This is a genomic window from Chitinophaga sp. 180180018-3, assembly GCF_037893185.1.
Taxonomy (GTDB): domain Bacteria; phylum Bacteroidota; class Bacteroidia; order Chitinophagales; family Chitinophagaceae; genus Chitinophaga.
In genome coordinates this window covers 5,975,341-5,990,619 of sequence record NZ_CP140772.1, presented here as the reverse complement: position 1 = coordinate 5,990,619, position 15,279 = coordinate 5,975,341, and the positions used below count along the sequence as shown (strand labels likewise).

General features: G+C 48.3%; 9 protein-coding genes. 7 read left to right on the top strand and 2 right to left on the bottom strand.

Translation table 11 applies throughout. From position 1 onward, the window contains the following. Positions 1–228: 228 nt before the first annotated feature. The 4 genes from UNH61_RS23215 to UNH61_RS23200 all read left to right on the top strand — a co-directional run bounded on the left by UNH61_RS23215 (position 229) and on the right by UNH61_RS23200 (position 7,658). Positions 229–843 carry a sigma-70 family RNA polymerase sigma factor gene (locus tag UNH61_RS23215; protein WP_326994402.1) on the top strand — a complete coding sequence of 205 codons (615 nt, stop codon included), beginning with the start codon at positions 229–231 and terminating at the stop codon, positions 841–843. 161 nt (positions 844–1,004) lie between these two features. Then, complete coding sequence (locus UNH61_RS23210; RefSeq protein WP_326994401.1) at positions 1,005–2,084, top strand: FecR domain-containing protein; 1,080 nt, start codon at positions 1,005–1,007, stop codon at positions 2,082–2,084. 191 nt (positions 2,085–2,275) lie between these two features. Continuing rightward, a complete protein-coding gene (locus tag UNH61_RS23205; protein ID WP_326994400.1) occupies positions 2,276–6,010 on the top strand; it encodes a SusC/RagA family TonB-linked outer membrane protein in 3,735 nt (1,244 codons plus the stop codon). Between the two features lie 46 nt (positions 6,011–6,056). Beyond that, a complete protein-coding gene (locus tag UNH61_RS23200) occupies positions 6,057–7,658 on the top strand; it encodes a SusD/RagB family nutrient-binding outer membrane lipoprotein (RefSeq protein ID WP_326994399.1) in 1,602 nt (533 codons plus the stop codon). 96 nt (positions 7,659–7,754) lie between these two features. Here UNH61_RS23200 and UNH61_RS23195 read toward each other — a convergent pair whose 3' ends face one another. After that, positions 7,755–8,969 (bottom strand): tetratricopeptide repeat protein, encoded by a 1,215-nt coding sequence (locus UNH61_RS23195; RefSeq protein ID WP_326994398.1) that lies wholly within the window; start codon positions 8,967–8,969, stop codon positions 7,755–7,757. A 12-nt stretch (positions 8,970–8,981) separates the two neighbouring features. After that, positions 8,982–9,956: a sugar phosphate isomerase/epimerase gene (locus tag UNH61_RS23190; protein ID WP_326994397.1), complete on the bottom strand. Its 975-nt coding sequence runs from the start codon at positions 9,954–9,956 to the stop codon at positions 8,982–8,984. Positions 9,957–10,230: 274 nt separating this feature from the next. On the opposite strand from UNH61_RS23190, the gene lepB reads away from it, so the two are divergent. The 3 genes from lepB (at position 10,231) to UNH61_RS23175 (ending at position 15,257) form a co-directional block, all read left to right on the top strand. Beyond that, the gene (lepB, locus tag UNH61_RS23185; RefSeq protein WP_326994396.1) at positions 10,231–11,412 is read left to right on the top strand and encodes a signal peptidase I; all 1,182 of its coding nucleotides are present in this window, start codon (positions 10,231–10,233) and stop codon (positions 11,410–11,412) included. A gap of 36 nt (positions 11,413–11,448) precedes the next feature. Further along, positions 11,449–12,420: an alpha/beta fold hydrolase gene (locus UNH61_RS23180; protein WP_326994395.1), complete on the top strand. Its 972-nt coding sequence runs from the start codon at positions 11,449–11,451 to the stop codon at positions 12,418–12,420. Positions 12,421–12,614: 194 nt separating this feature from the next. Further along, a complete protein-coding gene (locus UNH61_RS23175) occupies positions 12,615–15,257 on the top strand; it encodes a GH116 family glycosyl-hydrolase (protein ID WP_326994394.1) in 2,643 nt (880 codons plus the stop codon). Positions 15,258–15,279 lie beyond the last annotated feature (22 nt).

Sequence of the window (15,279 nt, the reverse complement as noted above, 5' to 3'; positions counted from 1 at the left end):
TTAGTCTACTGGTTTTGTGGACAAATATAATCATAACATTTGAATAAAAAAATTTCTGGTAGGGGAGTAATAAAATTTACTGATATTATGTTGTTTTAGGTTTATTGTATCTGAATGATATTTGAATGATTGGCAAAAAGTAATTACATTACCATGTATAAGACAGACGAAGTATTTCCGCCGACATTGTCATGAAACCAAAATCACGTTGCTGTAAATGATCCACAAATGTCTGCATTAAAAGAGGGAAATTTTGAGGAATCTACCTTGTGGAAGCGGTTCAAATCCGGTGACAGGGCGGCGTTTGCGCTGATTTACCGGGAGTACACGGTTTATCTTTTCCAATATGGCTTCCGGTTTTGCGACGACCGGGAGAAGCTGAAGGATATGGTGCACGACCTGTTCATGGAGTTATGGAATAGCCGTGAAACTGTCGGCGATGTGGTATCAGTGAGATTTTATTTGTGTCGGAGCCTGAAATACAAACTGTTAAGAGCCAACTATCAATACCGGCATAATACCGGCCGGCAGAATAAGTATCTGCATGACAATGACGAAGTAGAATCCACTGTTGAGGATCGTATTATTGATGCGGAGATACATCAGTCGAGGAGTATTATGCTGGGAACTGCCATACAAAAGCTTACCCGCCGCCAGCAGGAAATTATCATGCTTCGGTTTTATATGGGGTTCAGCAATGCACAAATTGCGGAATTGATGCAGATGAAGTCGCAATCGGTCAGCAATCTTTTATATAATGCCCTGGGCCGTATTAAGGAAACGCTCGAAACATCCCCGCTGGCCAGGCGTTTACTGGAAACATTTTACCTGTTCCTGTGCTGAGTACCGCAGTGCTGTGGCAGGCGCGGATGTATACCAGGTACCATTCGTTACCCGTCTTCCAAAAAAAAGTTAAAAAAACTTTATTTTTTTTGAGTATAACCAAACTGTTTTTGTCACTTATGTAGTAAAGGGCCAGGAAGGGCTTTTTAAAACATACCTGCATGAATCATTTTGGTGAGGGCACCTGGGAATTTCTCCGGGACGACCGTTTTATCCAGTGGGTGCTATATCCCGATGCTGCTAACAGTGCATGGTGGGAGCAATGGCAGGCCAGCCATGCGGAGAAAGTGCCTGTTATGGAGAAGGCCAGGCAAATGGTACTGGAGCTTCACCGGGCAGGCCACCAGGAGGTGGATGCAGCGTTACCGGAAGATGTGTATACTCAGCTGGAGTTAACACTGGCCGGTAATCACCGGGCAATTTCGCCGCTGCTGTTGCCTTTGGAGCGCCGTTCCCGTTGGGGCTGGTGGGCCAGCGCCGCTGCAGTGCTGGCAGGAATAGTGCTGACGTTTATTTATCTCAGGAGGGACAACAAGCCGGCGCTTGCGTCGGCGCTCAGTATCCGTACCGAAAACGAGCAGCTTACCCGTACCAATACATCCGACCGTAACCAGGTAGCTTACCTGGCCGATGGTTCTATGGTGATATTAGAGGCCGGCGCTTCTATACAGCACGATGCTTTCCTGGCTAATCCTGAGCGGAAGATTGTATTGAAGGGAGATGCCTTTTTTGAAGTGGCCAGTGATGCGGCCAGGCCATTTGTGGTGTATACGCCGGAAGTTGGGATACGTGTGCTGGGCACGAGTTTTAGTGTATCCGGGAAGAATGGTCATCTTACCGTAACTGTAAAAACCGGTAAGATTGCAGTGTTCGGGCTGGCAGACAAATCCCGGAAGAATTATATAGTTACCCCGAATCATAAAATCAGTTTCGATACCCGGACGGCTGCATTTCTGGCTGATTCTGCTGCAGGTGCTGATATTGCTGCATTACAACCAGACGCCCTCCTCAAACCATTTGCCTTCGATAATGTACCTGTGACAGAAATATTCAGGGCGATGGAAGCAGCTTACAGCATTAAGATCAACATCAATGAAACGGCATTCAGCAAATGCCTGGTAACTACCACGTTGACGAATGAATCGTTAGAAAATAAATTGAAGATTATTTGCTCGGCTATCAACGCCAGTTATAGAATAAGCGGGGGACAGGTTTATATCACCGGGAAGCCCTGTAGCTAGAAAATATTGTATTGTTCACTTGTTATTCCACTAAAACGCTACCTATGTTTACGTAATGCTATCAACCAAAGAAAAGTGGCGATGCGCTAACACCGCCACCCTGTAATTTTTTCCTGTAACGTCTGGACAACTGCTGCAGGAAACGATTTGCCGTATTCATCTTATTGATCACAACAAAACACTTTGAAGTTATGCACATTTTTGCAAACTCCAACCGGACTGTCATATTTTTTATGAGGGTTGCCTTGTTACAATCGCTGTTATTGTTTTGCCTGATCACCTGTGTTTTTGCCAAAGATGTGCATGCACAGGAGATCCTTAGCAGAAAGGTGTCGCTGAGCCTGCCGCCCAGCGACCTGCGTAATATTTTAAAGATTATTACAGAAAAAACGTCAGTCAATTTTACGTACAGCAACAACACGTTGCCCGGAAAGCAGCGCGTGGCGCTGACTGCGCGTGATGAGCAGCTGGGGGATGTGTTGTACCGCTTGCTGCATCCGTTCCGTATCACCTTTGAGGTGATCAACGAACAGATCATCCTGAAGAAAGAGAAAAACGAGGAAGCCGCCCTGAGTATAGACGATATCAGTATGCTGGCACAGCGGGTGAAGGGAGTGGTGAAAGCCAGCGATGGCGGCGCATTACCGGGCGTAAGCGTGGTGGTAGCCGGTACCAGCAAAGGTACCGTTACCGATGCGAATGGCCATTTTGAACTGGATGCTAATCCAGGTGATGTGCTGGTATTTTCTTTTGTTGGCTATACCCAGAAACGGGTAACCGTAAGTGCGGGAACTGTGATGGATGTAGTGCTGGAAGCATCCGCTACTTCGCTCAATGCCGTGGCGGTAACTGCATTGGGTATCAAGAGGAATGTAAGATCGCTGGGCTACTCGCAGGAAGAAGTGAAAGGCGGAGAAATTGCCCGGTCTAATGCCCCCAACGTTATCAACGCACTGGGTGGTAAGATGGCGGGTGTGAATATCACCAATCCGAATGGCGTAGATGGTGGTACTACCCGTATTGTGATAGGAGGAAACAATACCATACAGGGCGATAACCAGCCCCTGATCATCGTGGATGGAATGCCTATGGCGAACGATCTGGCCAAGCCTTATGATGTGCGGAATTCCCCCACCGGAAGTGCCTTGTATAGTGGTAACAGCGCAGATGCGTCCAACACCAGTTCTCCGAGGGATTTCGGTAGCCCTATCAATATGATCAACCCGGAGGACATTGAATCTATCAGTGTGCTGAAAGGCCCTACTGCTGCAGCATTGTATGGAGGAAAGGGAGCGAATGGTGTTATATTGATTACCACCAAGAAAGGAAAAAAAGGGGAAGGTCTGGGGGTAGACTATACCTATGGCTACAAAGTGATACAGCCTTATCGTTATCTGCAGTTGCAGAACGAATATGGTGCAGGGGGAATGGTATCGCTGAATGCACCTGATTATTTACGGGATGCCAGCGGTAATCCAAAATTAACCAGTTCCTGGGAAGGAATGTATGTAGATCCCAAAACAGGCTCCGGCCCTTATGGGGTAAATACCTACAACCAGGTAGGCTGGCCCGGTTCCGGTGTTTCCTGGGGCCCGAAGATGGACGGTAAAATGATCACCTGGTGGGATGGTACACAGCGTGCAGATGTGCCGCATCCGGATAACATCAAGCTGTTGTACCGGAACGGTATGCAATCTACGCACAACGTATCTTTCTCCGGTGGTAATGAATGGGGATCTATACGTGGTTCTTTCTCCCGGCTCGATAACTCAGCGGTTTTACCAAACACCAACTACTACCGCAATACATTCAACCTGGGTGCTAACATGAAGCTCACCAAAAGAGTGAGTGCACAAATTACCACATCGTATATCATCAACCAGTATCATAATCCTCCACAGTTGGGTAATAATGATGCTAATTCCTGGCAGAAGCGCCTGGTATATAATGCAGGTAGAAATTATTACGGAGAGGATATTCCTATCTACAAAAACGCCGATGGCAGCCAGAACCCGCTGACTCCCTTTCCCTGGGTAGGTAACGGAGGTGCCACCGTGTGGAACATATACGAGAATAATACCGATCAGAACAGGCGTAAACTGCTGGGAGGTGTACAGCTGAATTATGAAGCCACAGATTTCCTTGACTTTATTTTCAGAGGTGGTATAGACAATAACACCAATGAAATGACTATCAAAAACACACCTACTGATGTGATTGGCCTGAAGGGATATTATGGTCATGGTGTAGAGCGTGACAATGCTTCCAATATGGATTTCATTGGTACGTTGCATAAAGACAAGATGATGAACGGGGTGCTGAACGCGAAGTTTTCTGTGGGAGGAACGGTGTACCGCAGGGATGTTTACGGGATGTTCAATTACAACGATAATTGGGCGATGCCAAATGTATATTCCCTCAATTCAGGATCTTACCTGGGTAATCCGCATCCGGTGGTGGAAAGCCAGTTGCGTAAACGTATGAACTCTTTATACAGCTTCCTGAACCTGTCTTACAAAGATTTCCTCTACCTGGATGTGACCGGCCGCAACGACTGGTCATCCAGTTTGCCGAAAGGACAGTGGTCGTATTTCTTCCCTTCTTTTGCAGGTAGTTTTGTGTTTACTGATCTGTTGAAAACAGATCCTTCCATACTCAGCTTCGGTAAGTTGCGGGTAGCCTGGGCTCAGGCAGCAGTAGATCCTGCTCCTTACCAGATCAACGGTACTTATTCCGCCATCACATTCGGTGGGCAGGCAGCCACCATGTTGCCCAACACTTTGCCTGCAGTGAATTTCAAACCCGCCATCAATACCACCGCAGATTTCGGCCTGGTGCTGGGATTCATGGAGAACCGCTTCAATCTGGATCTCCGTTATTATAAAGGGAAATCCCGTAACCAGATACTTAGTTCTCCGTTGCCTATCAGTTCCGGTATGACCAGTTTCGTAGTGAACAGCGGGGTACTGGAGAATTCAGGATTAGAGCTGATACTGCGCGCTAAAGTAATTGCACAGAAAAATTTCGGATGGGATGTAGCCCTGAACCTGGCGCATAACAATAATAAGTTATTGTCGTTGTCGGAAGGAGCAGAACGTGTAGATATGGGAAGTGCCTGGGGCGACGGCGGAGCGCACGGGCCACTGGTAGCAGCGAAAGTAGGAGATCAGTTCGGCACCATATACGGATATGATTATGTGTATGATTCGAAAACGCATCTGCCATTGATGGTACAGGATCCATATGGTAAGTCGGAGATGAACGGTACGTTGTATCAGGCAACCGACGGACTTGTACCGTTGGGGAATGCCACTCCGAAGTTAACAGGAGGGATCACCAACACGTTTACCTTCAAGGGAGGCTTTTCTGTGAGTACGCTGATAGATGCCAAGATCGGCGGGGATATCTGGTCTGGTACCTATGCCACTATCATGCAGCAGGGACAGGCAAGAGAAACGCTGAGAGAAAGGAACGGCGGCGGATTGCCCTACACTACGCCTGATGGTACCAAAACCAACTGGGGCGTGATATTGCCGGGTGTGTTCCCCGATGGAAAAGTGAACAACAATGTGGTGCATTATTATTACAAGTATATGCCTTATGGTGTGTGGAGCAGCACAGATCTGGGAAATGGTGTGAAAGGCAGCGACTGGATCGACCGGAATGCAGTGCTGGAGAATACCTGGGTGAAGATGAGGGAGATATCTGTGAATTACCAGTTGCCTCAAAGCTTCATTAAAAAGACGAGGATATTCCAGGCGGCTTCATTGTCGCTCGTAGGAAGGGATCTTTTCTACCTCTACACATCCCTGCCGGATCACATCAATCCGGAAGGTGTAAACGGAGCGGGCAACGCGCAGGGGCTGGAGTTTATGTCGCTTCCAAGTTTCCGTTCACTCGGTTTCCAGGTAAGGGTTTCTTTCTGATGAAAGCAGCCGGCAGATCTTTTTCATCGATTAAAATGTGCAAAACATGAACAAGTCAAAGAAAATATTCCTCTATATATCCGGTCTTGCCCTGATGTTCGGTGCATGTACCAAGGATTTCCAGGACATTAACACCACGCCTGGATTACCGGTGACCACCTCCATACCGCCGTTGATAAACGGGGTGGTGAGTACGTTATTCCTGAAGGGGCAGGAGCAGGCAGCCATCCACAATGAGTATTACTATCCGGTGACCCAGCTGGCTACTATCAGTGGTAGCTCGGGCTACCTGGTACAGAACGGTGCCCTGGACATCTGGAAGGATTATTATTCCGCATTGCAGAATCTGAACCTGGTGCAGGATATGATCAATGCTTATACCGGCGACAAAGCTGAGATGGACAATGTGCAGTCGGTAACAAATATATTAAGGGCTTATAAGACGCTGAGGATGACTGATCAGTTTGGAGATATGCCCTACACCGCGGCAGGGAAGGCTTACAGCAAGAACCCGGCTGATTTTCGCCCGGCATATGAATCTCAGCAGAGTATTTATACCAGCGTGCTGGCATCGTTAAAGTGGTCGTCTGAACACCTGACTACAGCAGCCAATACACCCGGAGGAAAACCATACGCAGTGCTGGGGGCATCCGAAACCCTGTTCAACAGCGATTTCAACATGTGGAAGAAGTTTTGTAATTCGTTATTGTTACGATATGCCATGCAGATCGTGGAAAAAGATCCAGCTACAGCAACGCCATATCTGCAGTATGCGATGAGTGGCGTACCGTTGTTGGGAGAAGGGGAAGATGCAGGCATGTGGCCGGCGAAACTGAACAACTACGTGCTGAGCGACAGCCGTTTCTGGTCGTTCACTTCTCATAAGTTTGTGCGGCTCAGTACAACCTGCTGGAACCAGATGGCAGATGGAACCGATCCGTCGCAGATTTTTGATCCGCGCGTATATCTTTTCTTTGAAACTAATCAGGCGGGCAAATGGGCGCCGTTACAGCCCGGCAGTGTGGCCAATGACAATACGAATCCTTACCAGGATAAGCGGGATAATGATTTTACCAACAAAGACAACTGTGCGTTTTCGCCCTTCAATTACCTGATCGTAAGGGATATTTATTACCAACCGGAATTGTTCTTCACGGCCGCAGAGGTGCATTTCCTCAAGGCAGAAGCATATGCACGTGGATTGGGCGTAACAAAAGACATGACGGCTGCTGAAACAGAGTATAAAGCGGGGATCACGTCGTCGGTAAATTTCTGGTATTATATCGCACATAATACCAAGGTGACCAATGATAACTGGGCAGCGGTAGCGCCGCCAAATCCGACTGATGCTCAGATGACAGCGTTGTTGACCAACCCGAAAGTAGCGTTTACCGGTACTGATGATCAGAAGCTGAACAAGATATACGCACAGGAATGGCTGTCGTTTTTCAGGGAACCGTGGCTGGCGTTTAACTTATGGAGAAGAACCGGCCGTACGCCACGTGATGGTAATCCTGCCGCTTACGTCAATTTTAACCGCCTGCAGTATCCTCAGCAGGAAGCGATAGACAATGCAGCCAATTACAAAGCCCAGGCTGATAAAATGGGTGGAAATTCCACTTCTGTAAAGGTGTGGTGGATGAAGTAGCAGATCTGTTGAAAGAGAACGGCTCCGGGTGAATTCCTGGAGCCGTTTCTATTTTCATAATATCTGTTGCGTTATCTATCTTCCTATAACAAAAAATCAGGAAGGATTATTTCCCCTGAGATTTTCCAACCACTGCTGCGCAAATTCATTTCCGGGATCCAGCTGTAACAGGCGCTCGAAGGAGGCGATGGCCTGCGGAATCTGTTCGAGATGATAAAAGAGTATGGCTCTGTTCAAATGCACGTATGGGTTATCCGGGGCGATTGTCATTGCCTCATCATAAACAGCGAGTGCTTTATTGTATTGCTCCAGCAGCATCAGTATGGAGCCTTTGTTCATCAGCAGCCCCGGCTCGTGAGGGGAAAGTTCCAGGCCTTTGTCTGCATATTCGAGACCCTGCATCAGGCGCGCCAGTACGCTCTTTTGCGTGGCTTCGTCAGCGCCATGATCTTCCATGTAAATGATCGAAGCATTGGCCTGCTGAAGGATCTGCACTACCTGTTGTTCGTACCAGCCGGCGGTTTTCGTTACCTCCTGTGTGAACGGTACACCATCGAGATCGATTTCCGGTTCGGGATCAGCGGTGGCTTTCATCTTGCCTGCTGCCGGTGCATACCACCACTGGCAGAATTTACCCAGCTCGCCGCCAACGGGCAGCTCGTCGGCCGGAGGAAGTCCTTCTTCCTGTATGGCATCATTGATGACAATCAGCTCCAGTGTTGCTTCCAGCGCTTTGTAATTGACAGGCTGTCCTTCCTGCTCGGCTTGCATCACCATGTATGGAAGCAACAGGTACCAGTATGCCAGGAGATCCTTGTTCTGCTGCTCAGCGGCCATTTCGGCTATTTCATAGGCCATGCGGAATGTTTCCATCCCCTCTGGCGGTTGTGCATCATTTCCCTTTAACGTGCCATGGGCCACCAGCGCTTCCCATAATAGGGAGCCGGCATCTGCATACAACAGGTAGGTCCGGGAATCATGGTCGTAATTAGCATAACCCGCTACGGGATTACTTTCGCCATCCCACGGACTCAGCGGATCTTTATAAATAAAACTGAATTTTCCGGCTGCAGCCAGGTTATCGAACCATGATTGATAGCTGCGATAATCCGGGTGTGCGGTTATCGGAAAGGTATATACAAAGCGATGTTTGATCAGGATATCCATCACCCTGAAGTGGGTAAACCCGGTATCAAACTGCTGTTGTAAATGATACAAATTATAAAAGTAACTTCTGAGCACCTGGCTTTCTTCCTGGCTTTTATCCAGGCAGTGAACCGAAAGCTCCACCAGTGATTCGACTTCGTGCATTGACATATTTTCCTAATTCGTAATTTTCTTCACATACTGATAGCTCTTCTTCACGCTCTCAAACGGGTCAATGGTAATTTTGTCCTGCTCAACGAAGAGGTGTTTTACGCCGGCGAGTTTGGCCTGGGCGAAGATTTTGCGGAAGTTGATAGCACCGGTTCCTACTTCGGCGAAACTAACGCCGGAGAGGAGTTCCATCGATGTTTTATTTTCAGTACCGGCAGCAGTGAGGCTGGTGGTGTTGTTCTTATCCATGTCTTTCACATGCCAGGCTACAAAGCGGCCGGGTGCTTCCCGGAACAGGGAAATAGGATCGCGGCCTGATTTTACTGCCCAGAAAAGATCCAGCTCGAAGGCAACGAGGGAAGGATCGGTTTCTTTCAACAGTACATCGTACCCGGTTCCTTTAGAATCGGCCAGCGGTTTGAATTCCCAATAGTGGTTATGATAGCCGATTTTCAGCTTCGATTTTTTGCAGATTTCTCCGGCTTTATTCAGCTGTTCGGCCATGAATTTGTAATCATCGGCGCCCAGCTTTTTGTCCCACAGAGAGAGGGGCAGTACCGGAACGATGAAATATTGCTGTCCGAGTGCTGCCGCAAGGTCTATCTGCGGTTGCAATGCATCCGCTTTACCATCGCCTTTGGTCAGGTATTCATTCAGCTGGTAATGGCCGCTGGGCGTTGTTAGTTTATGTTGTTTCAGTACCGCCATCAGTTCTTTAGGCGTCATACCCCAGAAAAGTCCTTTGTCGCCGGAAGCTTCATAACCATAAAAGGTTTCCACTTCATTATAGCCGATTGCCGCCACTTTGGCGAGTGTGCCTTTAGAATCCTGGCTCAGCTGATCGCGCAAGGTGTATAGCTGCAATCCTATTTTCTTTGGAAGTGCGCTGTTACGTGTCATTGCAGAAAGCGCGCCCGGCAACATCATACCGGCAGCCATCAGGCCTGTTTGTTGGATGAAAGAACGTCTTGACGTGTACATGGCAGTAAAATTTGTAACGTGGGTAATAAGTATACACGGCAATTTAATAAATCGATATTTATCTTGTGCTGTTTTTTTGGGAAGTAATACTTTATTGCTTAAACAGGTAATAAAGTACAGGTTTATAACAGTAATGAATATACGTAGTTTTTATATCCTTTGAAATACTTGCTGCTATTATATTGCAGCGGATTTTATTCTTGCGTTTTTTTAGAGAGATGTGGGGTAAAATGGTTAAATTGTTGAAGGTTACTTATCCCAAACCACAACAAAAATGAACTTTTCTTTCAGCAACATAAGACAGGCGAAAGAAGGCGTCGGGAAGAAGTCAAAAATCAGGGATTGGGCGGAAGCTGTTCTCTTTGCAGTAGTAGCAGCCACGCTGATCCGTACCTTTATTTTTGAGGCTTTTGTTATCCCCAGTTCTTCCATGGAAAGAACCCTGCTGATCAACGATTATATATTTGTGAGTAAGATCAGCTATGGCCCGCGTATTCCCATGACGCCACTGGCGATACCTTTTACCCATCATACACTGCCCTTCACCCGCAGCGTGAAGCCCTATTCTACAGCGGTACAGTGGCCTTACCGGCGCCTGCCGGGATTCAGCAGTATTAAGCGGAATGATGTAATCGTATTCAATTATCCCTGCGGGGATACTGTGTTGAAAGACAAAAACGGGCATGAAGAAGACTACTACAGCATGATGAAACTGGGACCGGATTATGTGCGCAAGAATTACGAACCTCCCATTACCCGGCCTGTGGATAAAAGAGAGAACTGGATCAAGCGCTGCATTGCTGTTGCAGGCGATACGCTGCAGATCATGGATGGCGTGGTGTATATCAATGGCCAGGCACAGGAACTGCCGCGCTATGCGAAAGCCCGTTACCTGGTGACTATGAAGGATACCCTGCCATTAAACGACCGGCTGCTGGAGAAAATGAAGATAGATAAGAAATTGAGAAGAACCAGATTCCCGGGAACGTATATGTACTACCTGACTGCCGCGGATGCAGATACACTGCGGACGATGGGCGGAAAAGCGGAACGGCAGCTCAATACCTACCCTGATGCCAGGATCTTTCCGTTCGATACAAAACGCTTCGAATGGAATGAAGATTGTTTAGGCCCCATTTATGTACCGGCAAAAGGCGGTACTGTAATCCTGGATTCGCTTACACTGCCACTTTACAGGCGTATCATTGAAACCTATGAACACAACCGGCTTACCATAGACGGAGATAAGATCTTCATCAACGGCGTTGCTACCAACAGCTATACTTTCAAAATGAATTACTACTGGATGATGGGGGATAACCGTAATGAATCCACAGATTCGCGCTTCTGGGGATTTGTACCGGAAGACCATGTGGTAGGGAAGGCATGGGTGATTTGGATGAGCTTCGGAGAGCATGGTGTCCGGTGGAGGAGATTATTTTCTTCTATCCGGTAATAAGAATTACGAATCAGGAATTCGTAATTTCGCTCCATGCCCGTGCTTCATCATTCAGATTACCAGGCGCCTTTTCTACTGCAGAACCGCCATATGCTTACCATTTATCCTTCGCTGTTCCGAAGGGTGAACCCCGTTGCCTATAGGCGGGAGCGGATCACTACGCCTGATGATGACTTCCTGGACCTGGATTTCAGCAGCAACGGGAACGACCGGGTGGTACTTATCCTGCATGGACTGGAAGGCGACTCCCGCCGCAAGTATGTTCTGGGCATGGTACATATTTTCAACAATGCAGGATTCGATACCGTGTCTATGAACTTCCGCGGTTGCAGTGGAGAACCTAATAAACAGCTGCGTTTTTATCACAGTGGGGAAACCGGCGATCTGCACACCGTAGTGCAATACCTGGTGTCGTTGAAGAAATATAAGGCCATTCACCTCGTTGGTTTTTCGTTGGGGGGAAATGTGTTGCTGAAATATCTGGGGGAACAGGGGAAAGGGGCAGTGGGCGTGATTCGCTCAGCCGTGGCCATTTCTGTGCCCTGCGATCTGAAGGGCAGCTCTGCAGAGCTCGAGAAGAAACACAATATCGTTTACATGCAGCGCTTCATCCGGGATCTGGGGTATAAGCTGAAATTGAAGCAGGCTCTATATCCTGATAATATCAATCTTGATAATTATACCTCCATCCGTTCTTTCCGCCAGTTCGATGACCGCTATACCGCTCCCATGCATGGTTTCAGAGATGCCCTGCAATATTGGGAAGCGTGCAGTTCCCGCCGTTTCCTGGAACACATCCGGGTACCGGCATTACTCATCAATGCGAAAGACGATCCATTCCTCGGCCGCGATTGTTTCCCCTACAATATGGCGGCGGACAGCCCGTATTTTTTCCTCGAAACCCCGCAACAGGGTGGCCATGTGGGCTTCGTCCGTTTCGGCGATGATAGTTACTGGTCAGAAAAAAGAGCGTTGGCTTTTCTTCAGGAGGAAAAATTATCCTGACCCTGATGATTTTTTCTCATTTCATGACAGTCACTTAACGCCCGTTTGAATGGATACGAAAGGTTGTTTATATTGTTATCTCCCGTTATGATACGCTGGAAGAACAGTGAACAATGAATTGGTATCTGGTGCTTATCAGGCCGACGTGTACCGTTTTACGGCGCACATCAATGCCCGGGAATAAATAAATTTTTATGGGTATTGAAAGAAGGAAATTTTTAAGAAATGTTACACTGACGATGGCTGGCGCATTATCCGCCCGCCTGCCGGTGCTGGGCCGTTCTATCGCTAATGGAGCGTTGCTGCTCTCCAAGGCTCCGGATGCAGCCTGGATCGCTTCCCTGTATGAAAGAGGAAACGTTACCACTTATCTGAAAAGCAAAAATGAGCTGCAATACATCGGGATGCCGGTAGGAGGCATCATGTGCGGTACGCTCTACCTGGGCGGCGATGGCAGGCTATGGCTCTGGGATGTATTCAACAAAAATCAGGAAGGGATAGAACCTAAGGTGGTCGACTATAACGCAGATGTGCTGGGAGGTGGAAAGAAAGTGCGTTCCAGGGATGGCGCCTGTTACATCGCTCCCTCGAAGAATATCCGTCCGCTTGATCAGGGATTTGCATTGCAGCTCACCTACGGCGAACACACTGTGATACGTAAGCTCGATGAAGAAAGCTGGCCGGAAATTAGTTTTGAGGCCACCTATCCCATGGCGGTGATCAGGTATATCGATCCTGCATTGCCGGTGCAACTCAGCCTGACAGCCTATTCCCCGTTTATTCCGCTGAATGAAGACGATTCCGGTTTGCCGGTTACCATCCTTTCATTTGAGATAAAGAATACCGGCAAAGTTCCTGTTACGGCTACCTTGCTGGGATGGCTGGAAAATAAAACAGCTATCTACTCCGCAGGCGATGCGCAGGAAAGAGTAAATACCATCGTTGGCGGACAACGCTGGAAAGGTGTACAGGCAACTGTGCGCACCAAAGAGGGCGATGATGCTGCATTCCGCCGTCAGTACGATTATGGTGATATGTGTATTGCAGGTGAGCATGATGCCGTTCTCAATACAGCTATGCCGGATGGACAACTGGCAGGTGCATATTTTACACAGGCTTATACACAACCCTCCGTAAAAGATACGCATACCAAACTGGTAGCATCTGTTGCCACCCGGCGCAGCATACTACCGGGTAAGGCTATACGAACTAACTATGTTATTTCGTGGCATACGCCCAATTTACATTTCAAAGACATACAGGGCGAAGGCAGGTATTATGCTAATAAATTTCCGGATGCAGTAGCGGTGATGCAGTATGTGCAGGACAACCGGGAAAGGTTGGGCCGGGAAAGCCGCCTGTGGAAAGAAACCTGGTACAACGCCACCTTGCCGTGGTGGTTTATGGAGCGTACGTTCATGAATATTTCTACCCTGGCTACTACCACCGCGCATCGTTTCCGCTCGGGCCGTTTCTATGCCTGGGAAGGCGTTGGCGCCTGCGAGGGCACCTGTACGCATGTGTGGCAGTACGCGCAGGCAGTGGGCCGCATCTTCCCTGCGCTGGAGCGGGATACCCGCAGCCGGGTAGACCTGGGCATTGCCCAGATGCCGGACGGCGGCATCCTGTTCAGAGGCGAAGCTGAGAAAAGACCGGCTATCGACGGGCAGGCCGGCACAGTACTGCGTATTTACCGTGAGCACCAGATGAGCAGGGATCATGCTTTCCTGCAACAAAACTGGCCTAATATCAAAAAGGCCGTGCAGTTCATCATCAACCAGGACCGCAATGGCGATGGTATGGAAGATGTTCCCATGGAAAATACACTGGATGCTGTATGGGACGGGGAAATTGCCTGGATAGTGGGGCTGTGCATTGCAGCGGTGAAGGCAGCCGGACTGATGGCTGCAGAAATGAAGGATACCGCTTTTGAAACTATCTGTAACGACTATACGGAGAAAGGCAGGCGGAATATGGAAACGCAGTTATTCAATGGAGAGTACTTCATCCATCAGCCGGATAAAGTCAAAGGCCGTTCTGTAATAGGTTCTTATAATACCTGTCATATCGACCAGGTATATGGCCAGAGCTGGGCTTTCCAGGTGGGTATGGACCGCGTTATCAGTCAGGATAAAACCTTATCGGCTTTGAAAGCGCTGTATCGCTATAATTTTATGAAAGATGTAGGGCCTTACATTGCTGCTCATCCCGGAGGCCGGCCATATGCGCTCGCCGGAGAGGCAGGGATGGTGATGAATACTAATCCCCGCAAAGAAGAGTTTCCGTTTGGTATTAAAGATGCCTGGCAGCTGGGATACTTTAACGAATGCATGACAGGATTCGAGCACCAGGTAGCATCGCATATGATGGCGGAGGGCATGACGGAAGAAGCGTTGACGCTTACCCGTGCCGTGCATGATCGCTATCATGCGGCCAAACGCAACCCCTTCAATGAAATAGAGTGCAGCGACCACTATGCACGTGCAATGGCCAGCTACGGCACATTTATCACTGCCTGTGGTTTCCGTTATCATGGGCCTAAAGGATATATTGCCTTTGCACCTGCCATGAATGCGCAGCAATTTAAAGCTCCTTTTGTAACGGCGGAAGGCTGGGGTACGTATAGTCAGGAAAAAGGGCGGCACAGCCTGCAACTGAAATATGGTGTGTTGCAGCTGCAAACCTTATGCTTCCCGCATAAGGGAGCAAAGCAGGTATTGTTGGGAGATAAGAAAACGCCGGTGCCGTTCAGCGAAACAAACAGTGAGGTGGTGATTCAATTGGCAAAGCCCGTGCGGGTGGAAGCCGGCCAAACTTTTTATATCACCATTGTTTAATATCCGGGAACATAAAAATACT